Origin of the sequence: Arthrobacter sp. ERGS1:01 (genome assembly GCF_001281315.1) — a bacterium.
Lineage (GTDB): Bacteria > Actinomycetota > Actinomycetes > Actinomycetales > Micrococcaceae > Specibacter.
The window spans coordinates 1,595,257-1,620,611 of the sequence record NZ_CP012479.1; the positions used below are offsets into that span (position 1 = coordinate 1,595,257).

The window sequence follows — 25,355 nt, forward strand, 5'->3', positions numbered from 1 at the left end:
ATGATTATCACTGCCATCCTTGGCAACAAGTTCGACCCCGCCACCGAGGCCTTTGACCCGGCCTCCCTGGCGGGCCTGCACGAGGAAAAGGTGGTGCTCCCGTCGGCGGCGCTGGTCAAGCGCATCCAACGGGTCACCACCGACCACGGGAACGACGTCGGCATCCGCCTGGACGGCGACGCCGTGGCCGACCTCCGCGACGGCGACGTGCTGTTCATGGACGGAAACGGGGCGATCGTCGTCGCCGTCGAATCCACCGACGTGCTCGTGATCGCCCCGGGAACCATCAAGGAGATGGGCGTGGTGGCCCACAACCTGGGCAACCGGCACATGCAGGCGCAATTCTTTGACGAGACCTCCGACTACGGGGCCCAGGTCATGGTGCTCGCCTACGACCACACGGTGGAGGACTACCTGGTGCACGTCGGGGTGCCGTATTCGCGCCAGGAACGCGTCATGCCCGTGCCGTTCCGGCATGCCGGACACACGCACTGACATGGCCGCCCACCAGCTTGTTGTCGACGTTGCGGCACCGCCGGAGTACCTCCTGCCGCTGCTGCAACTGAGCGATTCGGCGCTGCCCACGGGCGCCTTCAGCCACTCCCTGGGACTGGAAAGCTATCTGCACCGCGGCCTGGTCCGCGACGAGGCCACGTTTGCGGACTGGCTCACGCAGTTCATCCGCATCCAGTTGGTGCACAGCGACGGCCTCGCCATCCGCTTCGCCCTCGAGGCGGACACCACCGCGGAGCTTTTCCGGGTGGACCGGGCGCTGCACGCCTCGGCGCTGCCCCGGGAAATCCGGGAGGCCGGCGTGAAAATGGGTGCCCGCATGCTCGAGATCGCGGGCGCCGTGGTTCCCTGCGATGAACTGGCGCAGTACGCGGCGGCCGTGGAGCGTGGCGACTGCGCCGGGCACCCCGCCCTCGCGTTTGCCGTCGCCGGCAAGTCGCTGGGCGTGCCCGCTCCGGAGCTGTTGGCCAGCTACCTGTTTTCCACCGTCACCACGCTGACCCAGAATGCCATCCGTGGCATCCCGCTGGGCCAAAGCGCCGGCCAGCGCGTGCTCGCCGCGGCCCACGCGGAGGTGCGCGCCGCCGTCGGACGCATCTTTTCCCTTGGCTGGGAGGACTTCGGCGTCAGCGCACCCGGGCTGGAGATCGCACAGATGCAGCACGAACGCCAACGCGCGCGCATGTTCATGTCCTGACCCGGGTCTCGACGGGCTCGACCACCGGTGGTCGAGCCCGTCGAGACCCGGCACCCAAGAACTTATTACGAAGGAGAAAACCATGAAGCCCATCAAGATCGGCATCGGCGGCCCCGTGGGAGCCGGCAAGACCCAGCTCGTCGAGCGCCTCACCCGCGCCCTGGACGGGGAGGTCTCCACCGCGGCCATCACGAACGACATCTACACGATCGAGGACGCCAAGATCCTTGCCGCCAACGGCATCCTGCCGCTGGATAGGATCATCGGCATCGAGACCGGCGGCTGCCCGCACACGGCCATCCGCGAGGACACCTCGATGAACTCGGCCGCCGTCGCGGAGCTCGAAGCCCGGCATCCGGACCTACAGGTCATCTTCATCGAATCCGGCGGCGACAACCTCTCCGCCACGTTCAGCCCGGAGCTCGTGGACTTCTCCATCTACATCATCGACGTCGCCCAGGGCGAGAAGATTCCGCGCAAGGCCGGCCAAGGCATGATCAAGAGCGATCTGTTCATCATCAACAAGACCGACCTTGCCCCCTACGTTGGCGCGGACCTGTCCGTCATGGAGTCCGACACCCTCGAGTTCCGCGGCCCCAAGCCCTACTGCTTCACGAACCTGAAGACCGACGACGGCCTCGAACACGTCATCAACTGGCTCAAGCATGACGTGCTCATGCTTGACCTGGAAACCCGGTGACCACTCCGACGGTGATCGAGCCGGCGGTGATCGAGCCTGTCGAGATCCGGCCCGCCACGGTCGGTCGGCTTGGATCCCACGGCAAGTGGGCGGGCACGCTGTCCCTGGACATTGCCGCCAAGGCCGGGCAGTCCCGTGCTGCCCGGCAGTACCACGACGGCGCGCTGCGGATCCTGCGCCCGCACTACCTCGACGAGTCCGGCCAGGTTTGCTATGTGGTCATCAACCCCGGCGGCGCGTACCTGGGCGGCGACAAGTACCTGATCGAGGTCGACGTCGCCGAGGGTGCCGATCTGTTGCTGACCACCCAGTCGGCCACCAAGATCTACCGGACCCCGGGCAGCCGGGCGGAGTCCCACACCAGCATCCGCCTGGGCCCCGGCGCCCGCCTGGAGTATTTGCCCGACCCGTTGATCGCGTACCGGGAAGCCAGCTACACGCAGGTGACCACGGTCGACATGGACCCCACGGCGTCCCTGGTCATGGCCGAGGTGGTCACGCCGGGCTGGTCGCCGGACGGAAAACTGTTCCGTTATGACGAGATCCGGCTGCGCAACGAAATTTCGATCGAGGGCAGGCTGATGGTCCTGGACAACCTCCTGATCCGCCCCGGAACGGGCTCGCCCGTCGACAGCATGGGCGCCATGGAGCAGTTCACCCACCTGGGCTCACTGCTGGTCATGGACGCCCGCGTCGACGCCGCCCTCATCCAGGCCATCCACGAACGGCTTGCCCCCATCGACCCCGGCGGCGAGCTGGGCCTGACCCTGTTGGACGGTCCGGGCTTCGCCCTGCGTGCCTTGTCCAACTCCACCGAACCGCTCAACGCCGTCATTGGCGCCGCCGTCGACCTCCTGCGCGCGCACTGGACCGGCCAGGAGCCGCTGAACCTAAGGAAGTACTAGCAATGACCGCCCCCGTCCGGACCGGCTACCTGCAACGCGAACAACTTCCCGTGGCCCGCCGCGTGGGGGCCACGTTCGGCGCCGTTGCCCTGTTGCACCTTGTGGTGGCCGGGCTGCTGGGCTATTCGATGCTCACCGACGTCCACCCGCTGGCGCTGGGCCTGGTCCTGACGGCCTACCTTGCCGGGGTCAAGCACAGTTACGACTGGGACCACATCGCCGCGATCGACAACTCCAGCCGCAAGTTCGCCGCCCAGGGGCGCTCACCGGTCAGTGTGGGTTTCGCGTTCAGCATGGGCCACAGTTCGGTGGTCATGGTGGCCGGCGTGCTGGTGGTCAGCGGGGCATCCATCATGGGTTCCATGCTCCAGGAGGGCACCGCCGCCAACACGGCCCTGGCCATGGTGGGAGCCGGGGTGTCGGCGTTGTTCCTGCTGACGATCGGACTCTTCAACGGCCTGGCGTTCCTGAAGGCCGGGACCTTGTTCCGGCGGGTGCGCGGCGGCGGGACCGTGGCCGAGCACGAGCTCGCGCCCACGGGCATGGTGGCCCGCCTGTTGAACAAGCCGCTGTCCCGGGTCAGGCGGCCGCGGGACATCTACATCCTGGGCTTCCTGTTCGGGCTCGGCTTTGACACCGCCTCGACCATCGCGTTCCTGCTGCTGACCGCGTCCGCCGCCCTGGCCGGCATCTCCCCGGCGGCACTGTTGGCGCTGCCGCTGGCGTTCGCCGCCGCCATGACCCTGTGCGACACGGCGAACGGCATGGCCATGATGAAGATGTACCGTTCGGCCGTCATGAACCCGGCCCGGCGCATCGGCTTCAACATGGTGGTCACGGGGTTGTCGGCGACGTCGGCCCTGTTCATCTCCGCCCTCACCATCGCCGCCCTGCTCCATGATGCCCTGCACCTCGACGATCCGGTCACCAACTGGCTGGCCGGGCTGGACCTGGGCCAGGCCGGCCTGTTGCTGGTGGGGATGTTCCTTGCCGTGTGGGGGATTGCGGCCCTCGGATGGCGCCGGAAACGTGAGGCCGCATAACGGCTTGTCCGCTTTGAGACCAGCGGTAACGATTGGCCCGGCGGACGTTGCCTTGCAACGGTTGGAGGAACCTTTTCCACCCGCCCTACCCTTTCGGACGGGGCCGGGGTTAACGTGAAATAACCCATCACCTAGACACAAGGGGTTGTTTCCCATGAAAAGGATTTCAGTATGGCTGGCAGTACTGGGGCTGCTGCTGGCAGGTGTTCTCACGGGTCCCGCACCGGCCCTCGCCGCTGCACCGTGCGCCGTCACCTGGGGTTCGCTGGCCAAGACCGGCGGCGCCCTCTCCTCCGCTCCCATCACCAACGTCCGGGCCGGGCAGCATCCCTGCTTTGACCGGCTCGTGGTGGACATCACCGGCTACGGCGGCGGCTACAACGTAGCGTACGTGAGCGCCGTGCACCGGCCCGGCAGCGGCGCCGTGCTTCCGCTGCGTGGCGGAGCCTACCTGGCCGTGACCGTCCTGGACCCCACCTACAAGGTGTCAACGGGGGCGGCCACGTACAAGCCGGCCAACCCCAACGAGCTCGTTGGCACGGCGGGCTACTCCGCATTCCGGCAGGTGGCACTGGCGGGCAGTTTTGAATCACGCACCACGCTGGGCGTGGGTGTGCGGGCCCGGCTGCCGTTCCTGGTGAGCGTGGTCCACGGCCCGGGGAACACCTCTCGGCTTGTCCTGGACGTTGCCCATAGCTGGTAACACCCGCGGCGACCCGGCGGAATGTGCAAGGATGCCTCCATGACCACACACTTCTTCCCGGCTGCCGGAACCATTACGCACGCCGCCAGTGTTGCCCTTGAGCACATCCTTGTACCCGAGACCCAGCGGCACGCCGGCACCCCGGCGACGGCCATGCTGGCTCTGGGCGAACACAACGGCCTGGAACTGGGCATCTGGGAAATGACGGCGGGTGCCATGACCGACGTCGAGGCCGATGAAATATTCATCGTGCTCTCCGGCGTCGCAACCGTTGAGATCGCCGCCTTCGACGGCGCACCCGCCGTGACGCTCACGCCCGCGGCGGGTGACATCGTCCAGTTGCGTGAAGGCATGCGCACCGTGTGGACGGTGAGCGAAACCTTCCGCAAGATCTACCTGGCCTGACCGCCGCGGCCGGCCTCCCAGGCCATCACGGCGGCCTGCAGTCCGGCAATCACCTCGCCGTCGGCCAGGTCCGTTCCCAGCAGCGAGGCGATGACGTCAAGCCGCTGGTAAAACACGGAACGTGAGAGGTGGCTGTTGGCCGCGGCCCGGGTCCTGTTGCCCGGGTGGGCCAGGAACGCCGTCAGCACCGCCACCAGGTCGGTGCCGTGGTTGGCGTCATGGTCAAGGAGCGTGCCAAGGCTGCGTTCCAGATACTCCTGCAACCGCGGATCCGTGCGCAGTTGTCCGATCAACCGGCGCAGCGGCCGGTCCGTGGCCCGATGCAGCACCGGTGCTCCCGCCCGCTGCCCGCCGGGACTGGACGCGCCGGGAATGGACGCCAGCAGTTCCAGCGCATCGTTCAGCGACGCGGCCAGCGCACCCACCTGCTCGACGACGTCGCCCGCCGCCAGCACCGCGCCCCCTCCAAGCTGGGCGAGCCGGGCGGCGAAGGAATCCAGCACGGTGCCGGGGTCCGGACGCCCGGGGCCCGGTTCGGGCAGCGAAACCGCGATGAGCAGCGTCCGCCCGGGATATCCCGATGCTTCGGGGGTGCCGCAGATCGCCGCCGCACCCATGGACCGGGCCAACCGCGACACCTCCGCCGCACCCGGCGTCGGGCCGGTCGTGGCGGCCCGTAAAGCCAGCCCGCACAGCCGCCGCCTCGCCACCGGCAGTCCCATGGCCTCGAACCGTGCGCCGAGCGCGGTGTCACTGCGGTAGCGGCCCTCCAGCAGGGAGGCCAGGAGCCAATGCTGGGCGGCCGGCGTCCAGTTCTCGGCCGTGCCGTCCGCCAAGCGGCTCAGGGACAGGGCCACGGCGGCCTGTTCAAGCACCAGTGCACGTCCCGCCGGGTGCGGCTCGCCGGCCAAGGCCACCAGGTACCCCCATCGGGTGCCGCGGGCCTCAATGGGCGTGAGCAGCCAGCCCTCGGCGCCGCCGTGCGACGTCCGTCCGCCCTGCGGCGCCTCCTGCGGCCGTGCCCGGTGGGCGGCGCGGGACCGGCTTTCCCACCCGTGAAGCAGCGCCTCCTCGGAAAGTCCCGCCGGCTCATACGCCACCACCTGGTGGGCCATGTCCTCCAACACGACAGGGCAGCGCAGCACGGCCGCCAACTGGGCCACGATGTAGTCCGCGGGCGAGCCGCGCAAACTCAGTTCCGAGAACTGGGCGTGGACCTCGTCGCGGGCCCGCAGGGCGGCCATCTGTTCGGCAATGATCCGGCCGTGGACGGCCTCGGTGACGCTGACGAACTTCACCCGGCGGTCCAATGCCGCCAGCGGCAGCCCGTGCGCCGCGCAGCACTCGACCAGCGTTTCCGGCACGGAGGCATAGCGGGTGCCCAGCTCCAGGACCAGCCCGGCCACCCGTGCGGCGGACAATTCGGCAATGTAGCCGGCCATCCAGCCGTCGCCGTCGGGCCATCCCACACCGGTGGCCAGCAGGAGCTCGCCGCCGTCCAGGAGTCCTGCCACGTCGCGGGACTCCGCCACGTGGACCCAGCGAACGGGGGAATCCAGTCCGTGGGAGCCCGCCACCACCCGGGCGCCGCCGTCGGCCAGCACGGGCAGCGCCAGCACCTCGGCCACGGTGGGCAGCGCCGCCGGACGATCTGTCCGGTTCGAGGCAAAATTCCGTTGAGTTGTCAGGGTATTGCTCCATATCATCCATGTGAGGATCGGTAGTGAGAGCATACCGCGGCAGTCAAACAGACTGTCCGGCCCTACCCAAAGAGCAAGGAAGAGAACCACATGCAGCTGATCCCGCACTTCATCGCCGGCCAGGAGAACGCCACCGCCGAACGCCGCGGCCCCGTCTACAACCCGGCCACGGGAAACCAGGACAAGGAAGTCGTGCTGGCCTCCACGGCGCTGGCCAACGACGCCATCGCCGCTGCCGCCGCGGCCCTGCCGGCCTGGCGGGCCACCTCGCTGACGAAGCGCACGGACATCTTCTTCAAGCTGCGCATGCTCCTGCAGGAACGCAAGGACGAGCTCGCCGCCATCGTCACGAGCGAACACGGCAAGGTCCTCGACGACGCCGCCGGCGAAATTGCGCGCGGCAGCGAGAACGTCGAATTTGCCGCCGGGCTGATCCACCTGCTCAAGGGCGAACGCAGCGAACAGGTCTCCACCGGCATCGATGTGCACAGCATCAAGCAGCCCGTTGGCGTGGTGGGCTGCGTCACCCCGTTCAACTTCCCCGTCATGGTGCCCCTGTGGATGGTGTCCAGCGCGATCGCCTGCGGCAACACCGTGGTCCTGAAGCCCAGCGAGAAGGATCCCTCCGCCGCCGTTTTCCTGGCCAAGCTGTTCCAGGAAGCCGGCCTGCCCGACGGCGTGCTCAACGTGGTCCAGGGCGACAAGGAAGCGGTCGACGCGATCCTGGACAGCCCCGTCGTGAAGGCCGTGAGCTTTGTCGGGTCCACCCCGATCGCCCGCTCCATCTACCAGCGCGCCGCCGCCAACGGCAAGCGCGTGCAGGCCCTGGGCGGCGCCAAGAACCACATGATGGTGTTGCCTGACGCGGACATTGAGAGCGCCGCCGACGCCGCCGTCTCCGCCGCGTACGGTTCCGCCGGCGAACGCTGCATGGCCGTCAGCGTGGTGGTCACGGTGGGCGACATCGCCGACGATCTCGTGACGGCCATCAAGGACCGGCTGGGCTCATTGACCATCGGCGACGGCACCCAGGCCGGCACCGACATGGGACCGCTGATCACCCGTGAACACCGCGACAAGGTGGCCTCCTACGTGGCCGGCGCGGCCGCCGAGGGCGCCACCGTGATCGCCGACGGCCGCGAAACCCTGTTCGACAACGACGGCTTCTTCATTGGCGTGACCCTCCTGGACCACGTCACCCCGGAGATGAAGGTGTATACCGACGAGATCTTCGGCCCGGTCCTGGCCGTGGTCCGCACCGATTCCTACGACGAGGCCCTGGAACTGATCAACAGCAACCAGTTCGGCAACGGCACCGCCATCTTCACCCGCGACGGCGGCGCGGCACGCTCCTTCGAGTTCGACGTAGAGGCCGGCATGGTGGGCGTCAACGTTCCCGTTCCGGTGCCGGTCGGCGCGTTCTCCTTTGGCGGTTGGAAGGACTCCCTGTTCGGCGACGCCCACATCTACGGCCCGGAAAGCGTCCACTTCTACACGCGCTCCAAGGTGGTCACCACCCGCTGGGCCCAACCCTCCGAGTCCCAGTTGAACCTCGGCTTCCCGAGCAACTCCTAATCCGCCGACCTTCGAAAAGGGACCCATCATGACCGCCATCCCGGACGTCGCGAACGACGTCGAAACCGCCATCCTCCACAACGACCGCGCGCATGTCCTGCACTCCTGGTCCGCCCAGGCGAAGATCGATCCGCTGCCCGTAGCCGGTGGCCAGGGCTCCACCTTCTGGGACTACCAGGGCAACAGCTACCTGGATTTCGGGTCCCAGCTGGTCAACCTGAACCTGGGCCACCAGCACCCGGACCTGGTCGCGGCCATCCAGGAACAGGCCGGCAAGTTGGCCACCATCCAGCCGGCCTTCGCCAACGACGTGCGCGGCGAGCTCGCCGCGCTCATCGCAGCCAAGGCCCCCGGGAACCTGAACAAGGTGTTCTTTACCAACGGCGGCGCCGAGGCCAATGAAAACGCCGTGCGAATGGCCCGCCAGTTCACCGGCAAGTCGAAGATCCTGGCCCAATACCGCTCCTATCACGGGGCCACGTCCACGGCGATGCAGCTGACGGGGGATCCCCGCCGTTGGGCCAACGAGCCCGGCGCCGCCTCCGTGGCACACTTCTTCGGCCCCTACGCGTACCGCTCGCCGTTCCACTCGAGCACTCCGGAAGAGGAAAGTGCCCGGGCGCTCGAACACCTGGAAAGCGTGATTGTGCTCGAGGGCGCCTCCACGATCGGCGGCATCATCATCGAAACCGTGGTGGGCACCAACGGCATCCTGGTCCCGCCGCCCGGATACCTGCCCGGCGTGCGCGCCTTGTGCGACAAGTACGGGATCGTCTACATTGCCGACGAGGTCATGGCCGGCTTCGGGCGCATCGGCGAGTGGTTCGCGGTGGACGCGTTCGACGTCGTCCCCGACCTGATCTCCTTCGCCAAGGGCGTGAACTCCGGTTACGTGCCCCTCGGCGGGGTGGTCATGAGCGATGAGATCGCGGCCATCTTCGATGAGAAGGCGTACCCGGGCGGCCTGACCTACTCGGGCCACCCGCTGGCCTGCGCCCCCGGCGTCGCCACGTTCAAGGTCTTTGAACGCGACGGCATCCTGGCCCACGTCCGCGACCTCGGCAGCCGGGTGGTGGCACCGATCCTTGAATCCTGGCTGGAAAAACACCCCAGCGTTGGCGAGGTGCGCGGGCAGGGCCTGTTCTGGGCCGTGGAGCTCGTGACGAACAAGGAAAGCCGCGAGCCCCTGGTGCCATTCAACGCCGCCGGCGACGCCGCACGCCCCATGGCGGAGGTGGTGGCCGCCTGCAAGGCCCGCGGCGTCTGGCCCATGACCAACAACAACCGCATCCACATCTGCCCGCCCCTGGTCATCACCGAGGAGGAGCTGCGCACCGGGCTCGCGGCGATCGAGGAGGCGCTCAGCGTGGCCGACGGATTCGCCCACTAAACCCCTTTACAACTACGAATAGCGTTGTAGACTCGAAAACCTACATCGTATTCCGTGGCGGATGTCCTGAATTCCACGGATTCAGGACATCCGCCGCTGTTTTTCCCAGTACTTGCACAGCACTATTGAGTGACGAACTTCAATGACGAACCAACCACCAAAGGGTCCGCAATGACAATTACCATGTACGAGAATCCGGGGCTCTTCATCGACGGCGCCTTCGTGCCGGCCGGCAGCGGCAAGACCTCCCCGGTCATCAATCCCGCCACCGGCAAGCAGATCGCCATCGTGGCCGTCGCCGACGCCGACGACGTCGACCGCGCCTACGCTGCCGCCCGCGCCGCCGCGCGCGGCTGGGGGAGGACCACCCCGTCCGAACGGCAAAACGCCCTGCTGAAACTGGCCGACCTCCTGGAGCAGCACGCCGACGAGTTCGTCGAACTCGAAAGCGCCCAGACGGGCCAGCCCTTCGACATGGTCGCCGTCGAACAGGTGCCGCCGTGCGCCGACCAGCTGCGCTTCTTCGCCGGCGCCGCCCGCACCATGGACGCCTCCGCGGCCGGTGAGTACGTGCCGGACCGCACCTCCTTCATCCGGCGCGAGCCGATCGGCGTCGTGGGCCAGGTGACGCCGTGGAACTACCCGCTCATGATGGCCGTCTGGAAGATCGGCCCGGCGCTGGCCGGCGGCAACACCATTGTGCTCAAGCCCTCCGACACCACCCCGCTGACCACGCTGCGGCTGGCCGAACTGGCCGGGCAGGTGCTGCCGGCCGGAGTGTTCAACGTGGTGACCGGCGACCGGGACACCGGCCGCGCCGTGGTGGAGCATGCGGCACCCGAGCTGGTCTCGATCACCGGCAGCGTCCGGGCCGGCATGGAGGTCGCCAAGTCCGCGGCCGTGGACCTCAAGCGCACCCACCTGGAACTTGGCGGCAAGGCCCCCGTGCTGGTCTTTGCCGACGCGGACCTTGCCAAGGCCGCCAAGACCATCGCTATGGCCGGGCTGTACAACGCCGGCCAGGACTGCACCGCCGCCACCCGCGTGCTGGTCGAGGCCTCGGTCCGCGACGAGTTCGCGGCCGCCCTGGCCGCCGAAGCCGCCGGGTACAGCGTGGGCGGCCCGGAGGAGCACGCCGACATGGGCCCGTTGAACAACGCCGCCCAGCTGGCCCGCGTGGCCGCCTTCGTCGAAAACCTCCCCGCGCACGCCAAGGTGCTCACGGGCGGCCACACCCTTGACCGGGACGGCTACTTCTACGAGCCAACCGTGGTGACCGGGCTGGCCCAGACTGACGCCGCCATCCAGGAGGAGATCTTCGGCCCCGTCATCACCGTCCAGTCCTTCGACTCCGAGGAACAGGCCGTCGACTGGGCCAATGACGTCCCCTTCGGGCTGTCCTCCAGCATCTGGACCCGCGACGTGGCCCGGGCCCTGGACCTGAGCCGGCAACTGGACTTCGGCGCGGTCTGGATCAACGACCACATTACGATCAGCGCGGAACTTCCGCACGGCGGCTTCAAGCACTCCGGCCACGGCAAGGACCTCTCCATGTATGCGCTGGAGGACTACACCCGCGTCAAGCACGTCATGGTGAACCTTGAGCGCTAACGGCGGGGCCGCAGGGAGCCCCGCGAACGGGCTGCCGGTCAACGGAAACGTGTCCTTTTGGTATGCCGGCACCGGTGTGCCCCGCCCGGAGAACCCGCTCGACGGCGACACCCGCGCCGATGTCTGCATCGTCGGTGCCGGGTATACGGGGCTTTGGACCGCCTACTACCTGGCGAAGGCCGACCCGAGTTTGCGGATCACGATCGTCGAGGCGAAGTTTGCCGGCTACGGCGCCTCCGGGCGCAACGGCGGCTGGCTGACGAACTCCATCACGGGAGGACGCGACGGCTACGTGCGGACCCACGGCCGGGCCGCCGTCGAACGTTTCCAAGACGCCATGAACCGCACCGTGCAGGAGGTCATCGACGTGGCCGCGGCGGAGGGGATCGAGGCCGACATCCGCAAGGGTGGGGAGCTGAACGTCGCCACCAGTGCGGCGCAGCTCCAGCGGCTCCGAGCCTTCGCGGAGGATGAGGCGCAGTGGGCGAGCGCCGGCACGGAGCTGTTGGATGCGGCCCAAACACGGGAACGGATCACCATTGCCGGCGCCCTGGGCGGCATCTGGCACCCGCACTGCGCGCGCATCCAACCCGCCAAGCTGGTGCGCGGGCTTGCCGGCGCCGTCAAGGGGCTCGGCGTCACGATCCACGAGGACACGCCCGCGCTGGAGTTGGGGCCAGGCACCGTCCGCACCTCCCGCGGCACCGTCCACGCCCGGTACGTCATCCGCGCCACCGAGGGATTCACGGCCGGCCTTGCCGGCCAGCGGCGCACCTGGCTGCCGCTGAATTCGTCCATGATCGTCACCGAACCACTGTCCGCGGCGCAGTGGGCGGAGATTGGCTGGGCCGGTGCCGAGACGCTCGGCGACATGGCGCACGCCTACATTTACGCCCAGCGCACGGCCGACGGCAGGATCGCCATCGGCGGCCGCGGGGACCCCTATAAATTCGGTTCCCGCACCGACGCCGACGGCCACACCCCGGAAAAGACCGTCCGCCAGCTCACCGACATGCTGGGCCGGTTGTTCCCCGCCACCGAGGGCCTCGGGATCGACCACGCCTGGTCCGGGGTCCTCGGCGTGCCCCGCGACTGGCATGCCACGGTGGGCCTGGACGACGACGGCGTCGGTTGGGCGGGCGGCTACGTCGGCACCGGGGTGGCCACGACCAACCTGGCCGGGCGAACCCTGGCCGACCTGGTCCTGGGCCGGTCCACCGAGCTGACGGACCTGCCGTGGGTGGGCCGGCGCGTGCGCCGCTGGGAAGTGGAGCCGCTGCGGTGGCTGGCCGTGAAGTCCCTTTACGCCACCTACAACGCGGCCGACCGGGCCGAAGCGGCCGGGCGGAGCAGCACCCACCCGCTCGCCACGGCGGCGGACCTCATCAGCGGCAAGGCCTGACCCATCTCAAACGACGCTATCGAAAGGCGCCCCGTGAACGCGAACTCCCTGACGGCCGAGCTCGTCATTCACTCCGCCCGCATCTTTGACGGCCGGCGGCTGCTTCCCGGGGCTTCCGCCGTGGCCGTGGCGGGCGGCTCGATCATCGAGGTTGGCACCGACGCGGACATCCTGGCCGCACACCCGGGGGCATTTCGGGTGATCGACGCCGGCGGCAGGCTGGTATGCCCGTCGTTCACCGACGCGCATGTCCACCCCGTCATGGGCGGCTGGGAGTTGGGCAATTGCGAGCTCAGCGGCGCCGCCGATGCCGCCGAATGCCTGGCGTTGATCGGCGACTACGCCGCCGCGCACCCCGAGCTCGACTGGATCGTGGGCGGCGGCTGGCACATGCCGCACTTCCGCGACGGCCTGCCCACGGCCGATCTACTGGAACAGGTGGCGCCGGGCCGGGCCATCTTCCTTGTCAACGCCGACCACCACGGTGCATGGGTGTCACCCGAGGCCCTGCGCCGGGCAAACATCACGGCCGCCACGGTCGATCCCGCTGACGGACGGATCGACCGCGATTCCCACGGCACGCCGTCGGGCACCCTGCAGGAGGGTGCCATGGATTTGGTGGGTTCGCTCCCGCCCGCCCCGACCGACGGCGACTACGTCCGGGCGCTGCTCCGGGCACAGGACTACCTGCACAGCCTGGGGATCACCGGCTGGCAGGACGCGATCGTCGGCGAGTACGCCGGGCACCGCGACAGCACCGGAACCTACCTGCGCCTGCAGGACTCCGGGCAGCTGAACTCCCGTGTCACCGGCGCACTGTGGCTGGACCGCGGCCTGACCCTGGAGCGGGTTCCGGAAGTCGTGGCCGCGCTGGTGGCCCGGCGCGAGCACATTGCGGCGTCCGGCCGCCGCCACGGCGCCGGATCGTTTACGGCCAACACGGTCAAGATCATGCAGGACGGTGTCGCTGAGGCCGAAACCGCCGCCTTGAAGGAACCGTACCTGGACAAGTGCGGGCACCTGGGTGGGCACAGCGGCACGTCCCACTTCGCGCCCGAGGTGCTCGACGCCGTCGTCAGTCAACTGGCCCTGGCGGGCTTCCAGCTCCATTTCCACACGATTGGCGACAGGGCGTTCAGCGAGGTGCTCGACGCCCTGGCGGCGGCGCGCCTGGCCGGGGACCTTGGCGGTGCCCGGCACCAGATTGCGCACCTGCAGCTGGTGGACCCGGCGGATATCGGGCGGATGGCGGAGCTGGGCGTCACGGCCAATCTGCAGGCGCTGTGGGCGTGCAACGACGCCGCCATGACGGAACTGACGGTGCCATTGTTCGGTGCCGAACGCTCCGGCCGGCAATATCCGTTCCGGGCGATCGCGGCGGCCGGGATACCGCTCGCCATGGGATCCGACTGGCCGGTGTCCACGCCGGATCCCTGGCAGGCCATCCATGTCGCCGTCACCCGCCAACCGCCGGGTGAGGGCGGCGTGGAACCGCTGCTACCCGGGCAGGCACTGACCCTTGAAGAGGCGCTGGCGGCCTACACCGCCGGATCGGCCCATGTGACACACCATGACGGCGGTGGAATCATCGCCGCCGGCAAACAAGCAGATATTGTGGTGCTGAACGCCGACCCATTCACCATGCCGTCCTCGGAGCTGCACACAGTGCGGGCCGAGACCACCATTTTCGCGGGCGAGATTGTTTTCGACGCGGCCGTAGGAGCAACCCGTGAGCACACATCCTGAGCCGAGCCTGAACGAGCTGGACGACATCTCCAAACGGATCATCGAACAGCTCCAGGAGGACGGCCGGCGCTCCTATGCCGCCATCGCCGAATCCGTGGGGCTCTCCGACGCCGCCGTACGCCAACGCATCAAACGGCTCATCGACAGCAAACTGCTGGAAATCGTGGCCGTCACTGATCCGCTGCGGGTGGGGTTCACCCGGCAGGCCATGATCGGGGTGCGGGTCAGTGGCCCGGTTCGCGACATCGCCCAGGCGCTGGAGTCCTTCGCCGAGGTCAGCTACATCGTGCTCACGGCCGGCCAGTACGATCTCCTGGTGGAGGTGGTGTGCGAGGACGACGAACACCTGTTGCGCCTGCTGGCCAGGATGCGCGAACTGCCCGCCGTGCAGTCCACCGAGACGTTCATGTACCTGAAACTGCACAAGCAGCGCTACGACTGGGGCACCCGCTAACGCATCGGTGGTCGAGCCTGTCGAGACCTGGTTGGCGGGTCCGAGAGCTGGTTAGCGGGTCGGGATGCCGTCTGCGATCGTCCTGACCTGCCCTACCTTGTTTTCCAGATGCTGAACCTGAAGTACTTCCTCTCGATCCAGTCGGGCACCATGACCCGCAGGGTGTGCTCGAAATTGGCAATTTCCCGGCTCTCCAGGGTGCGTCGGGTGTCGTCCTGGGCAAGGAAATCTGCGCTGAAGTATTCATCGATCGCGAGCTTCGAGGAGAGCATGGTGGTGGGTACGTCAAACAGGTGCAGGGATTGGCCTTTCGCGCTCAGCCTTCCCGAAACATAGAAGGGAAACGGCCGGGATTTTGCGTTGATGATGATGCGCTTGTACGAGGACGTATACCGGTTGAGTGATTCCTGCTCCAGGTCGATGAGGTTGGCCGGCATCCTGATTTCAATGGTTGGGTAGTGGTTCTTCAGGTCATAGCTTGTTGCGATTTCTTCGCCGTTTTCATCCTTCTCGATGACCTGGAAGGACTTTGAATGCTCGAAGGCGCTGAAAACTTTCCTCAGGAAGTTTTGGTAATAGCCGATTGCCAACGAGGTGGAGGGAAGCATGGTGAAATCGGCACGTTTTGCCGCTGTCCCCATCACGTGGCGCAGGCGATCGCAGGGCTCCTTCAGCGCGCCCACCAGATCGCCACCCGGCTCGAAGGTGGCCACGTCGATTCCGTCCCAGTCGCTGAACATTCCGGTGCCTCGCTGCGCCAGGAGAAAGGTGCGGTTTGGCCCCAATCGGCCCAGGAAAAGGCCGAACTCGAAGATCACGTTGTCGCGGGCCACATGAACCTGGTGATGGTGAACCACGGCCAGGTCGTCCGGCGTGAAAATGGCTATCGCGAAATCGTAATAGCTCGCCCGGTTGAGCAAAGTTTCGAGATAGCTTCTATTGACGGTGAAAACATTCTCATTCCAAATTTGAACATCGAAGTCCGAATCAAAGTTCGCCTTGGCGGCCACGGCAATATCTATCGCCTCAGTCGATGACGCGATAAAGATGGTCGCCCGCCTGTTGGTGGATGTTTCCACAATCCAAAGATTACGCCTTGGGCCATGGCGGGACCAGGTTCCTTCCGTTGGTCGAATCTTTCGAGTCCATACAACCCCGATCAATAAATAGAACATAAATACGTGAAATGATTTCAAATGGGTAACGTTTGCGGTAAAATGGAGGCATGAGCAAGTCGGTGCTGGTCCCCGGCGATCGGGGCGATTCGGCCGCCGCACGCAGTGCGGCGGAGCTCATCACCGCTGTCAGGCTTCCCGACGTCGAAAGCTTCCCATCCAACTTTCCCGGTTTTGCCGAACTGCCGGCTTTCGCGCCGTTCGAGGACCCGTCGGATCTGTCAGCGGAACCCCGGTTGACGAAGGTCGATGTGGCCCGGTCCGTGATGGATGATTGCGCCGCCGCCTTAGCCGGTATCCAGATACTGGAAGCCCGCGTGGCTGGGTGCAAGGCGGCCTTGGTGGAGCGGTTTGTTTCAGCGGCCAGGGCAGAGGAACAGGCGCTTTGCCTGGATCGCTGGCAGTCCACGGTCTCCGAGATGAGTGCCAGGGCCGAGATTGCTGCCGCATTGACCATCACTGAGGGTAGTGTCGGCGCGTTGATTGAGCACTCCCTGACAGTGGTCCGGGACCTGCCCGGGACATGGGATCAAGTCCGGCAAGGTTGCCTGCCCTGGGGTCATGCGGTGGTGATCGCAGAGGAAACCATCACCCTGGGCGCCGCCGGCATCCCGGCAGACGCCATTGAAGCGTATGAGCGAGCCCTGCTGGGCAAGGCGCCCGGCTGCACCCTGCCCTCGTTCAAGGGCAAGGCACGGAGGCTGCTGGAGAAATCCCACCCGGAATCCATCGCAACCCGCACCAAGGCGGCATATGAGCGGCGGCGGGTGGAGATTCAGCGCGTCCACGACGGCATGTCCTGGCTCAACCTTCATCTTCCTGCCCCTACGGTGGAGGGCATTTGGGATCAGTGCACCTTCATTGCCCGCAACGCCCAAGGACCGGGGGAGTCCCGCACCTTGACCCAGTTGCGGGCCGATGTCGAGGCCGCCCTGCTGCTGGGCCAGTCCCTGGCCGTCAACGGCATCAACGACAACCGGCCGCTACCGGCGCTTACGGACGCCACAGTGCCGGAAGCGAGCGCGACGACGGGGGCCGAAGTTGCCATTGTCGTTCCTCCTGCCGGTGCTTTCGGTTTTCCGGGTTTTGACCCGACCGGAGTGGTGCATCCGCCGGCGGTACCGGAAGACTATGCCCGGCTTTGCGCGATGACGGGTGCCGGTCCGGAACCCGATCCTTGCGATCCCGGCAGCCTACCGGGCAGGTTCTACACACTGGACGATCGGCAGATCCCTGCTTTCCCAACGCCCAACTACAACGAACCACGGTATGCCCCGCCGGACCTCTGGAACCCCGAGTCCGTCGGCGGTGCCGGCCCGAGCAGCACTGGGTCTTGGACTTCAGGCTCAGGGGACGGCGCCGCGCGTTCCGCCGTCCCCTGGCTGGGGATGCCGCCAATGCCGCAGGTCATGCCCGTGCTGTTGATCCCGGCCCTGTCGCTGGTTGGCGCCTCGTGCGACCCGGCCATTCTGGAGGGCTATGGGCCCATCAGCATCGAGGTGGCAAAGCGCCTCCTTGCGGACGCATCCTGCTTCTACCGGGCCTTCACCGATCCGATGACAGGGGAGGCCCTGGCGCTGAACCCGGAAACCCGGCGGGTGGACAGGAAGATGCGGATCATGCTGCGGGCGGCCAACGAATTCTGCACATTCCCGGGTTGTTCGGCGAAGGCCGCCCACTCCGAGGTGGACCACATCAAACCATGGAGCGCCGGTGGTACGAGTGTTCTGGAAAATCTTGAACCCCTGGATAAACGGCACCACCTCGTGAAGCACTTCAAGGACGATCGCACCCGCCAAGGGCGCATTCGTGAGGACCAGTCAGCCGAACGGGCCGCGCTAAAATTGCGTGGCTGGACGCCCACCATGACCGAATCCGGCCGTCCCGGCTGGACCTCGCCCACCGGACGCTACTACCCGCCACAACCAGCCGAGACCGCCCCACCGTCATACCCGAAATGGATTGCCAAGACCATCGCCGGCCGTCTCGAACCGGCTGGGCTGGCGGAATCGTCAGGACCGGGCGCCCAGGCGAGCCCGGCGGGTTCCGGCAACCTTCGGCCTCGTACCGGCCCCATCGACGTCAGCCCAGCCGAAGCCCTCATGATTCACTACCTCGCCGGCTGACCCAGCCAAACACCCGCGGCACCGCACAGGCTACCCAAAAAGACGCCCGCCTCCCGTTCCCTCGACCGGCAGGCCGGGCAGGGAACGGAGGGCGGGCGCAAGTGGTGAGGCTTATGAACCGGCGATGGTCTTGGCGATGTCCGTGGAGCTTTCGCCAAAGCGGCGCAGCACCAGGGCCACCACGGCCAACGCCACCAGGGTCAGCAGCAACATGATCGTCGACACCGCCGCAATTTCGGGACGGAGCGAGACCTTCAGCGAGCTGAAGATGTACACCGGCCACGGCGTGTTCCCCGGCACCTGCACGAAGCTGGAGACGATCGTGTTGTCCAGGCTCAGCGTGAACGACATCAGTGCACCAGCCAGGATGCCGGGCGCCGCGATGGGCAGGGTGATCTGCCAGAACCTGTTCCACGGCGTGGCGTACAAATCCGCCGCGGCCTCCTCGAGTGCCATGTCGGTGCCCTGCATGCGGGCCCTGACAATGAACGTCACCACGGCCACCGACATCACGGTGTGCGCCACCACCAGGCGGACCATGCCGTTGTTGATCGGGGCGAAGCCAAAATCAGTGCCGAGGCTGACGAACCACGGCAGGATCGAGATGGCGTCCACGATCTCCGGGGTCACCAGGGTCAGTGCCAGCAGGCCTGTCAGCAGGGCAGCCCAGCGTGCCTTCTTCTTGGCCCGGGCAAGTGCCAGCCCGCCCAGCGTGCCCAGAATGGTCGACAGGATCGAGGCCCCCAGCGCCGCCTGCAGGGAGGTGAGCACGGAGCCGCGGATCACGGCGTTGCCGGCGGCATTCGTATACGCGGTAAAGCCGAAGCCTTCCCATGCGGCCAGCAACCGGCCCGTGTTGAAGGAGTAGATGACGATGACCACAATCGGCAGGAACAAGAACGCGAATACGAGGACGCCGAACACTGCCATGCCCATCGAGATCGGGTCCCTGCGCTTGCGGCGCACGGGCGCGGCCGTGGAAATCGCCGTAGCCTCGTCGTCGGCCCGGTCGGTGAGAACTGAGGTGGTCATGCTGCACTCTCCTCGATGAGCACCCGGCGGTTGTAGCGCAGGATCAGTCGGACAATCAGGATGCAGACGCCCACCATCGCCACCGTGATCATGATGAACAGCATCAGGACCACGGCCATGGCGGAGCCGAGCGCCCAGTTCTGGGCGGAGTTGAATTGGTTGGCCACCAGCTGGCCCACCATGTTGCCCTGGGCGCCACCGAGCACCGAGGCCGTGATGTAGTCGCCCATTAACGGGATGAACACGAGTAGGCAGCCCGAGGCGATGCCAGGCGCCGCCAAAGGCAGCGTCACCTGCCACATGGTCCGCCACCGGTTTGCGCCCAGGTCACGGCTGGCCTCGCGCAAGCTGACCCCGGCCCTGTCCAGGGCCACGAACAGGGGCAGGATCATCAACGGAAGGTAGTTGTAGACCACGCCAAGCTGCACGGCGGCCCGGGTGTACAGGATCTCGATGGGCCCGCCGATGAGGTGCATGTTCTGGAGCGCATCAGAGACGAAGCCCTCCGGGGCCAGCATGATCTGCCAGCCCAGCGTGCGGACCAGGAAGTTGGTCCAAAACGGGACCAGCACGAGGGCGATCAACAGCCCCCGCCACTTTGCCGGCACCTTTACCGCCATCCAGTACGCAAAAGGGACGCCTATCACCAGGCAGATCAGGGTGCCGATGCCGGCAATCTGCAGGGTGTTCCAGAAGGTGGAGATGAACGTCGGGTCGGTCGCCTCGAAGTACCTGTCCAGGGACAGGATGTCGTTGGAGTGGGCGGTGAACAGATCGGGCTTGTAGCCGAAGCTGTACCAGATGACCAGGGCCACCGGGATGACGAAGAAGAAGACCATATAGGCCCACGTCGGGAACGACAGCGCCGCAACCCCGGCACTCTTGCGTGAAAACCTGCTCATGCGCCCGCCCTCGATTCCATCTTGTTCAGGATCTGCACCCGGCGCTCCTGCCCGTTGTTCAGGACCCCGGCGGTGAGCCGGTCCAGTACTTTCTGTGGCGGGAACACCAGATCCGGCAGTTCCATTTCCTCGGCCAGGGCGGCCTCCTTCAAGCCCTTCACGCCCGTGTGGTAGCCAATGTAATCAACCTCGTGCAGCGCCACCTCGGGGGTCATCATGTTGTTGATGAACGCGTAGGCCGCGTCGGGGTGCTGCGCGCCGGTGGCCAGCGCCCAGTTGTCCATCCACAGATTGGCCGTGGGGGTCGGGAAGACGAACTTCCACCGTTCCGGGTCCGACGCCGAGAGCATGCCCTGGCGTGCGTCGCCGTTGAAGGACTGCATCAGTGCGAACGTGCCCTGCGGAATACCGGAGGTCACCACATTGGAGTTGAAGGCCCGGATGTTCTTCGCCAGCGTATTGACGAGGTAGTCCTCGGCCGCGTCCAGCGCCTTGGGGTCCTCGGTGTTCATGTCGATGCCCTTGGCGCCCAGGTAAATGGCCACCACCTCCCACGAATCCTCCAGCACGGCCGTCTTGCCGCTGGCCGTGGTGGTCGCCGCCGTCAGGAAGTCCTGCCACGACGTCAGCTCGCCCTTGATCACCTTTGTGTCGTACACATAGCCGGTGGTGCCCCAGGCCTTGGGCACCGAGTATTGGTTCCCGCGGTCCCACACCTGGTTCGTGTAGGTGGGGTCAAGGTTTGCCATGTTCGGCAGCTTGCCGTGGTCCAGTTTCTGCAGCAGCCCGTTGGCGGCCATCTGCGGAATGTACAGGCCCGTGGGCACAACGATGTCGTAGCCGCTGGTGCCGCGCGTGGCCGCGAGTTTCGCGATGAGTTCCTCGTTGGAGCTGAAACTGTCCAGCTGGACCCGCACGCCGGACTTGTCCTGGAACGCGGAAATATCGTCCGGGTCCTCATAGTCGCCCCACGAGTACACATTCAGCTGCTTGCCCAGCACCCCGTTGGGCACGGCCGACTCCGCAAAGGACTTCCCGCGCCCGCAACCGGTCAGCGCCAGCGAGGCACCAACGACGGCGAAGCCGCCCAGGAGCGCCCGCCGGCTGATCTTCGGCACGGCTGCGGTCGGTGCCAGGACCTTCAGATGGGAAGCTTGAGCCATCTCACTCTCCCGCACTTGGATGCGGGTTCGGAAAGACCTGCACATTCGCCGGGGTCCAGCTGCACCAGACGCTGGTGCCGGCGGCGATCAGCTCGCCGTGCCGCGGTGGGACCCGTGCCAGCAGCTCGTGTCCCGAACCGGTGGTCACCTGGTACTGGATGACGTCGCCGAGGAATGAGACGGCGCCGACGGAACCGGAGACCACGTTCGTGTCGGCGTCCGGCCGGACGTCGCTGACCTGGATCGACTCGGCGCGGACCGCGGCCAGGACCTGGGTGCCGGCGGGTTCGGTGGCGGCCGCGCTCGTGAGGAATTCGCCGTCGGCCGCGGTGAGCCGGCCGTTGGCGCCCACCGTGGCCGCGATGAAGTTTTGCTTGCCGATGAACCCGGCCACAAAGGAGTTTTCCGGGTTCCGGTAGATCTCCTCGGCCGTGCCCACCTGCTGGACCCGGCCATCGAGCATGACCACGATCCGGTCGCTCATGGACAACGCCTCGGACTGGTCGTGCGTGACGAAGATGAACGTAATGCCCAGCTGGCGTTGGAGCAGCTTCAGCTCGAGCTGCATTTCCTCGCGGAGTTTGCGGTCCAGCGCCGACATCGGCTCATCGAGCAGGAGCACCTTGGGCCGGTTCACGATGGCCCGGGCAAGCGCGACGCGCTGCTGCTGGCCGCCGGAGAGCATCTTCGGGTTCCGGTCCGCGAACTTCGCCATCTGCACCAGCTCGAGCGCCTCGGAGACGCGCCTGCCGATCTCGGCCTTCGGTGTGCGGCGCTGGCGCAGGCCGTATGCAACGTTTTCCGCGACGGTCATGTGCGGGAACAGGGCATAGGCCTGGAACACGGTGTTGATGGGCCGCTTGTTCGGCGGCACGCCCACCACGGAGGCGCCCGAGAGCAGGATGTCGCCGGTGTCCGGCTCCTCGAAGCCGGCAATCATGCGCAGCAAGGTGGTCTTGCCGCAACCCGAGGGCCCCAGCAGGGACAGGAATTCCCCGGAGTGGACGTCCAGGTCAACGCCGGCCACGGCCGTGGCCGAGCCGTACTTCTTCACAACGTTGCGGACCTGCACGGAGCCGGTACCGCGGCCGGGGTCGTCGTTGACCCCCGCCGAAGGGAGGACTGTATTTTGCGTCAAGGTGGTTTCCTTTGGCGGTGGTTAGGAGTCGAAGCCGAGGCCGACTGCGTCGAGGGTTTTCAGGAGCAGATTGCGTTTTCCGTCATTGTGGTCGGCCCGGTTCAGGGCCCACCGGGTGGCCTGGATGCCGACGCTCGCAAACGGTTCGGGCGGGAACGGCAGGGGTTTGGAGCGGACCATTTTCAGCCGGGTCCTTTCGGTGTCGCGCCCGGCCAGGTGGTCGAGCATCACCTTGGCGGCAAAGTGCGTGGCCGCCACGCCGAGCCCGGTAAATCCGGCGGCATAGCTGACCCGGCCGCCGTGGGCTGTGCCGAAGAACGCACAGAACCGGGTGGACGTGTCGATGGCTCCGGCCCAGCGGTGCGTGAACTTCACTCCTTCCAGCTGCGGGAACGTGGTGAAAAAGTGGCTGGCCAGTTTCCGGAACGTCTCCGGCCGGTCCTCATATTCGCTCTTGACCTCCCGGCCAAAGTGGTACAGCGCGTCATAGCCGCCCCACAGGATGCGGTTGTCGGCGCTGAGCCGGTAGTAGTGGAATTGGTTCGCCACATCGGAGAGCCCCTGCCGGTTGTGCCAGCCGATCGATGCCAGCTGTTCCCCGCTCAGCGGCTCCGTCATGAGCACATAGTCGTACACGGGGACGGTGAACAGCCTGTTGCGCTTGAGCAGTGACGGGAACACGTTGGTAGCCAGCGCCACCCTGCCGGCCCGCACGCGTCCCTTGTCGGTATGGACGACGACGTCCCCGCCGCCCGCCGCCGGCACCAGTGAAGTGGCCGCCGAATGTTCGAAGATTTCCACGCCGAGGTCCCGGCAGGCGCGGGCCAGTTCCCGGGCCAGCTTGGCCGGATGCACCAGTGCCGTCTCTTCCTTGTGCCAGACCCCTGCCAGGTAGGTGGGCGAGTTGAGTTCGGCCCGCACCGCCTCCCGGTCAAGGAACACCTGGCCTGCGGCGGCGGCGGACGCCTGAAGCTCGGCCGCCTGGTAGGGCTCGATCGCCACGTCGATGGAGCCGGTGCGCTCGAAGTCGCAGTCCAGGCCCAGGTCGCGGACGGCCTTTTCGATTTCGTCCAGGTTTTGCCGGCCCAGTTCGTTGAGCCGGTCGATCTCCTCGGGGAAGCGGTTCTCGCCGTTCTCCTGGCCGTGGGTGAGGCTCGCCTCGACGAAGCCGCCATTGCGGCCGGATGCCGCCCAGCCCACGGTGTGGGATTCAAGGACCAGCACGCGCCTGCCCGGGTCCTCCTGCTTGGCCAGCAGGGCCGTCCACAGGCCGCAATACCCGGCGCCGACCACCACCAGGTCGGCGGTGTGCTCCCCGCCCAGGGGCTGGCCCACGTCGGTGGGGCCGACGTCGTCGAGCCAGAAGGGTACCGGCTTGGAGCCGGCCAGGGCGGCGTCGATCACGGACGCGGCGGGGACTTCGCGTTCAAAGACTGTTGAGGTCATGGGGTTAGAGCAACTCCTGTGCCTTGGTGAGAACCGTACGGAGGATGCGTTCAATCTCGTCAAACTCGGGCTGGCCGATGATCAGCGGCGGCGAGAGCTGGATGACGGGATCGCCCCGGTCGTCGGCCCGGCAGTAGAGGCCGTTGGCGAACAATTCGTGCGAGACGAAGCCCTTCAACACGCGGTGGCACTCCTCCTCGCTGAACGTCTCCTTCGTGGCCTTGTCCTTGACGAGCTCGATGCCGTAGAAATAGCCGGCACCGCGGACATCGCCAACGATGGGCAGGTCCAGGAGTTTTTCCAGCGTGGCCCGGAAAGCGGCCTCGTTTGCGCGGACATGGCCGTTGAGGTCCTCCCGTTCAAAGATGTCCAGGTTGGCCAGCGCGACGGCGGCGGAGACCGGGTGCCCGCCGAACGTGTAGCCGTGGCTGAAGACGTTGCTGCCGTCGGCGAACGGTGCGTAGAGCTTGTCCGAGGCAATGAGTGCACCCATGGGGGAGTAGCCGCTCGTGAGGCCCTTGGCGCAGGTGATCATGTCCGGGACGTAGTCGTAGCGATCGGCGCCGAAATAGTGTCCGAGCCGGCCAAACGCGCAGATGACCTCGTCGCTGACCAACAGCACATCGTATTCGTCGCAGATTTCCCGGACCCGCTGGAAATAGCCGGGAGGCGGCGGGAAGCAGCCGCCGGCATTCTGCACGGGCTCCAGGAACACGACGGCCACGGTGTCCGGGCCCTCCTCCAGGATGACGCGCTCAATCTGGTTGGCGGCCCACAGGCCAAAGGCCGCGGGATCGTCGCCGTGCTCCTGTGCCCGGTAGATGTTGGTGTTCGGGACCCGGAAGGTGGAGGGGACCAGCGGCTCGAAGTCGACCTTGAGTTCGGGGATCCCGGTGATGGACAGGGCGCCGTGGGTGGTGCCGTGGTAGGCGGTGGTGCGGGAAATGGCCTTGTGCTTGCCCGGCTTGCCCTGGGTCTTGAAGTACTGCTTGGCCAGCTTCCAGGCGGACTCCACGGCCTCGCTGCCGCTGTTGGTGAAGAACACCCGGTTCAGGTCTCCCGGGGCCAGTGCGGCCAGTCGGCCGGCGAGTTCGGCGGCCGGCTCGTTGGCATAGGACCACAGGGGGAAGAAGGCGAGCTGCTCGCCCTGGCGGGCGGCCGCCTCGGCCAATTCCGTCCGGCCATGACCGGCCTGGACGGTGAATAGTCCGGCCAGTCCGTCCAGGTATTTCTTCCCGGCGTCGTCATAGATGTAGGCGCCCTCGCCGCGGACGATCATGGGCAGTTCGGCCGCCTCGGCGGGTTGGGGGGAAAAGTGCAGCCACAGGTTATCGTGGGCGGAGCGGCGGATGTCGGCCGCCGTGCGAAAGTCCTGCCCTGGTGCGGTGGATGCCACTTGCTGAGTCATGATGTGCTCCTCGGATCCGGCGTGGAGCATCGTCTGCGATGCGCCCGTGGTGATCAGTCTGCCCGCGGACTCAGCAGTTTACAAGGGATTCAGTGGAAATCTTTTACTTTTACTTCTGATT

22 protein-coding genes are annotated in these 25,355 nt (G+C 66.7%); 14 read left to right on the forward strand and 8 right to left on the reverse strand.

Features of this window, described 5'->3' with window-relative positions:
- The 7 genes from ureE to AL755_RS11105 all read left to right on the forward strand — a co-directional run bounded on the left by ureE (position 1) and on the right by AL755_RS11105 (position 4,966).
- The gene (ureE, locus tag AL755_RS11075; protein ID WP_054011055.1) at positions 1–495 is read left to right on the forward strand and encodes an urease accessory protein UreE; all 495 of its coding nucleotides are present in this window, start codon (positions 1–3) and stop codon (positions 493–495) included.
- Positions 476–1,210 carry an urease accessory protein UreF gene (locus AL755_RS11080; RefSeq protein ID WP_082369163.1) on the forward strand — a complete coding sequence of 245 codons (735 nt, stop codon included), beginning with the start codon at positions 476–478 and terminating at the stop codon, positions 1,208–1,210. The genes ureE and AL755_RS11080 overlap by 20 nt, the downstream gene beginning before the upstream one ends.
- Positions 1,211–1,292: 82 nt before the next feature.
- Complete coding sequence (ureG, locus tag AL755_RS11085; RefSeq protein ID WP_054011056.1) at positions 1,293–1,910, forward strand: urease accessory protein UreG; 618 nt, start codon at positions 1,293–1,295, stop codon at positions 1,908–1,910.
- Positions 1,907–2,815, forward strand: coding sequence for an urease accessory protein UreD (locus tag AL755_RS11090; RefSeq protein WP_337589590.1), 909 nt, complete (start codon positions 1,907–1,909; stop codon positions 2,813–2,815). Before ureG ends, AL755_RS11090 begins: the two co-directional genes overlap by 4 nt.
- A 2-nt stretch (positions 2,816–2,817) precedes the next feature.
- Entirely contained in the window at positions 2,818–3,858 is a 1,041-nt protein-coding gene (locus tag AL755_RS11095) for a HoxN/HupN/NixA family nickel/cobalt transporter (RefSeq protein WP_054011057.1), read from the forward strand.
- A 154-nt stretch (positions 3,859–4,012) separates the two neighbouring features.
- Positions 4,013–4,561 (forward strand): AMIN-like domain-containing (lipo)protein, encoded by a 549-nt coding sequence (locus AL755_RS11100; RefSeq protein WP_054011058.1) that lies wholly within the window; start codon positions 4,013–4,015, stop codon positions 4,559–4,561.
- A gap of 39 nt (positions 4,562–4,600) precedes the next feature.
- Positions 4,601–4,966 (forward strand): cupin domain-containing protein, encoded by a 366-nt coding sequence (locus AL755_RS11105; RefSeq protein WP_054011059.1) that lies wholly within the window; start codon positions 4,601–4,603, stop codon positions 4,964–4,966.
- Here the strand turns inward: AL755_RS11105 and AL755_RS11110 are convergent.
- On the reverse strand, positions 4,954–6,672 hold the full coding sequence (locus AL755_RS11110; RefSeq protein WP_082369165.1) for a PucR family transcriptional regulator: 1,719 nt from the start codon (positions 6,670–6,672) through the stop codon (positions 4,954–4,956). The two genes, AL755_RS11105 and AL755_RS11110, sit on opposite strands and share 13 nt — an antisense overlap.
- 84 nt (positions 6,673–6,756) lie before the next feature.
- On the opposite strand from AL755_RS11110, the gene AL755_RS11115 reads away from it, so the two are divergent.
- The 6 genes from AL755_RS11115 (at position 6,757) to AL755_RS11140 (ending at position 14,844) form a co-directional block, all read left to right on the forward strand.
- Positions 6,757–8,241: a CoA-acylating methylmalonate-semialdehyde dehydrogenase gene (locus tag AL755_RS11115; RefSeq protein WP_054011061.1), complete on the forward strand. Its 1,485-nt coding sequence runs from the start codon at positions 6,757–6,759 to the stop codon at positions 8,239–8,241.
- A gap of 28 nt (positions 8,242–8,269) precedes the next feature.
- Entirely contained in the window at positions 8,270–9,631 is a 1,362-nt protein-coding gene (locus tag AL755_RS11120; protein WP_054011062.1) for an aspartate aminotransferase family protein, read from the forward strand.
- 171 nt (positions 9,632–9,802) lie between these two features.
- Positions 9,803–11,242, forward strand: a complete 1,440-nt coding sequence (locus tag AL755_RS11125) for an aminobutyraldehyde dehydrogenase (RefSeq protein ID WP_054011063.1) — start codon at positions 9,803–9,805, stop codon at positions 11,240–11,242.
- A complete protein-coding gene (locus AL755_RS11130) occupies positions 11,232–12,644 on the forward strand; it encodes an NAD(P)/FAD-dependent oxidoreductase (RefSeq protein WP_237762666.1) in 1,413 nt (470 codons plus the stop codon). The genes AL755_RS11125 and AL755_RS11130 overlap by 11 nt, the downstream gene beginning before the upstream one ends.
- Before the next feature lie 33 nt (positions 12,645–12,677).
- Positions 12,678–14,390 (forward strand): amidohydrolase, encoded by a 1,713-nt coding sequence (locus AL755_RS11135; protein ID WP_160318892.1) that lies wholly within the window; start codon positions 12,678–12,680, stop codon positions 14,388–14,390.
- Positions 14,374–14,844 carry an Lrp/AsnC family transcriptional regulator gene (locus tag AL755_RS11140; RefSeq protein ID WP_054011064.1) on the forward strand — a complete coding sequence of 157 codons (471 nt, stop codon included), beginning with the start codon at positions 14,374–14,376 and terminating at the stop codon, positions 14,842–14,844. Before AL755_RS11135 ends, AL755_RS11140 begins: the two co-directional genes overlap by 17 nt.
- 92 nt (positions 14,845–14,936) lie before the next feature.
- Here the strand turns inward: AL755_RS11140 and AL755_RS11145 are convergent, their stop codons facing one another.
- Positions 14,937–15,923 (reverse strand): TIR domain-containing protein, encoded by a 987-nt coding sequence (locus AL755_RS11145; RefSeq protein WP_160318893.1) that lies wholly within the window; start codon positions 15,921–15,923, stop codon positions 14,937–14,939.
- Between the two features lie 146 nt (positions 15,924–16,069).
- On the opposite strand from AL755_RS11145, the gene AL755_RS11150 reads away from it, so the two are divergent.
- Positions 16,070–18,145, forward strand: a complete 2,076-nt coding sequence (locus tag AL755_RS11150; RefSeq protein ID WP_054011066.1) for an HNH endonuclease signature motif containing protein — start codon at positions 16,070–16,072, stop codon at positions 18,143–18,145.
- Between the two features lie 111 nt (positions 18,146–18,256).
- Here the strand turns inward: AL755_RS11150 and AL755_RS11155 are convergent, their stop codons facing one another.
- From AL755_RS11155 to AL755_RS11180, 6 genes are read right to left on the reverse strand one after another with little or no spacing between them, the layout of a single operon-like run.
- Positions 18,257–19,177 (reverse strand): ABC transporter permease, encoded by a 921-nt coding sequence (locus AL755_RS11155; protein ID WP_082369169.1) that lies wholly within the window; start codon positions 19,175–19,177, stop codon positions 18,257–18,259.
- Positions 19,174–20,079 (reverse strand): ABC transporter permease, encoded by a 906-nt coding sequence (locus AL755_RS11160; RefSeq protein WP_054011067.1) that lies wholly within the window; start codon positions 20,077–20,079, stop codon positions 19,174–19,176. Before AL755_RS11160 ends, AL755_RS11155 begins: the two co-directional genes overlap by 4 nt.
- Positions 20,076–21,242 (reverse strand): polyamine ABC transporter substrate-binding protein, encoded by a 1,167-nt coding sequence (locus tag AL755_RS11165; RefSeq protein WP_054011068.1) that lies wholly within the window; start codon positions 21,240–21,242, stop codon positions 20,076–20,078. Before AL755_RS11165 ends, AL755_RS11160 begins: the two co-directional genes overlap by 4 nt.
- A gap of 1 nt (position 21,243) precedes the next feature.
- Entirely contained in the window at positions 21,244–22,380 is a 1,137-nt protein-coding gene (locus AL755_RS11170) for an ABC transporter ATP-binding protein (RefSeq protein ID WP_054011069.1), read from the reverse strand.
- Positions 22,381–22,401: 21 nt separating this feature from the next.
- On the reverse strand, positions 22,402–23,826 hold the full coding sequence (locus AL755_RS11175; RefSeq protein WP_054011070.1) for an NAD(P)/FAD-dependent oxidoreductase: 1,425 nt from the start codon (positions 23,824–23,826) through the stop codon (positions 22,402–22,404).
- A 4-nt stretch (positions 23,827–23,830) separates the two neighbouring features.
- Entirely contained in the window at positions 23,831–25,234 is a 1,404-nt protein-coding gene (locus tag AL755_RS11180; protein ID WP_054013009.1) for an aspartate aminotransferase family protein, read from the reverse strand.
- Positions 25,235–25,355: the final 121 nt, after the last annotated feature.

Coding starts and splice junctions, on each gene's coding strand:
- ureE (WP_054011055.1), top strand. CDS start 1: ATGATTATCACTGCCATCCTTGGCAACAAGTTCGACCCCGCCACCGAG.
- AL755_RS11080 (WP_082369163.1), top strand. CDS start 476: ATGCCGGACACACGCACTGACATGGCCGCCCACCAGCTTGTTGTCGAC.
- ureG (WP_054011056.1), top strand. CDS start 1,293: ATGAAGCCCATCAAGATCGGCATCGGCGGCCCCGTGGGAGCCGGCAAG.
- AL755_RS11095 (WP_054011057.1), top strand. CDS start 2,818: ATGACCGCCCCCGTCCGGACCGGCTACCTGCAACGCGAACAACTTCCC.
- AL755_RS11100 (WP_054011058.1), top strand. CDS start 4,013: ATGAAAAGGATTTCAGTATGGCTGGCAGTACTGGGGCTGCTGCTGGCA.
- AL755_RS11105 (WP_054011059.1), top strand. CDS start 4,601: ATGACCACACACTTCTTCCCGGCTGCCGGAACCATTACGCACGCCGCC.
- AL755_RS11110 (WP_082369165.1), bottom strand. CDS start 6,672: ATGATATGGAGCAATACCCTGACAACTCAACGGAATTTTGCCTCGAAC.
- AL755_RS11115 (WP_054011061.1), top strand. CDS start 6,757: ATGCAGCTGATCCCGCACTTCATCGCCGGCCAGGAGAACGCCACCGCC.
- AL755_RS11120 (WP_054011062.1), top strand. CDS start 8,270: ATGACCGCCATCCCGGACGTCGCGAACGACGTCGAAACCGCCATCCTC.
- AL755_RS11125 (WP_054011063.1), top strand. CDS start 9,803: ATGACAATTACCATGTACGAGAATCCGGGGCTCTTCATCGACGGCGCC.
- AL755_RS11150 (WP_054011066.1), top strand. CDS start 16,070: ATGAGCAAGTCGGTGCTGGTCCCCGGCGATCGGGGCGATTCGGCCGCC.
- AL755_RS11155 (WP_082369169.1), bottom strand. CDS start 19,177: ATGACCACCTCAGTTCTCACCGACCGGGCCGACGACGAGGCTACGGCG.
- AL755_RS11160 (WP_054011067.1), bottom strand. CDS start 20,079: ATGAGCAGGTTTTCACGCAAGAGTGCCGGGGTTGCGGCGCTGTCGTTC.
- AL755_RS11165 (WP_054011068.1), bottom strand. CDS start 21,242: ATGGCTCAAGCTTCCCATCTGAAGGTCCTGGCACCGACCGCAGCCGTG.
- AL755_RS11175 (WP_054011070.1), bottom strand. CDS start 23,826: ATGACCTCAACAGTCTTTGAACGCGAAGTCCCCGCCGCGTCCGTGATC.
- AL755_RS11180 (WP_054013009.1), bottom strand. CDS start 25,234: ATGACTCAGCAAGTGGCATCCACCGCACCAGGGCAGGACTTTCGCACG.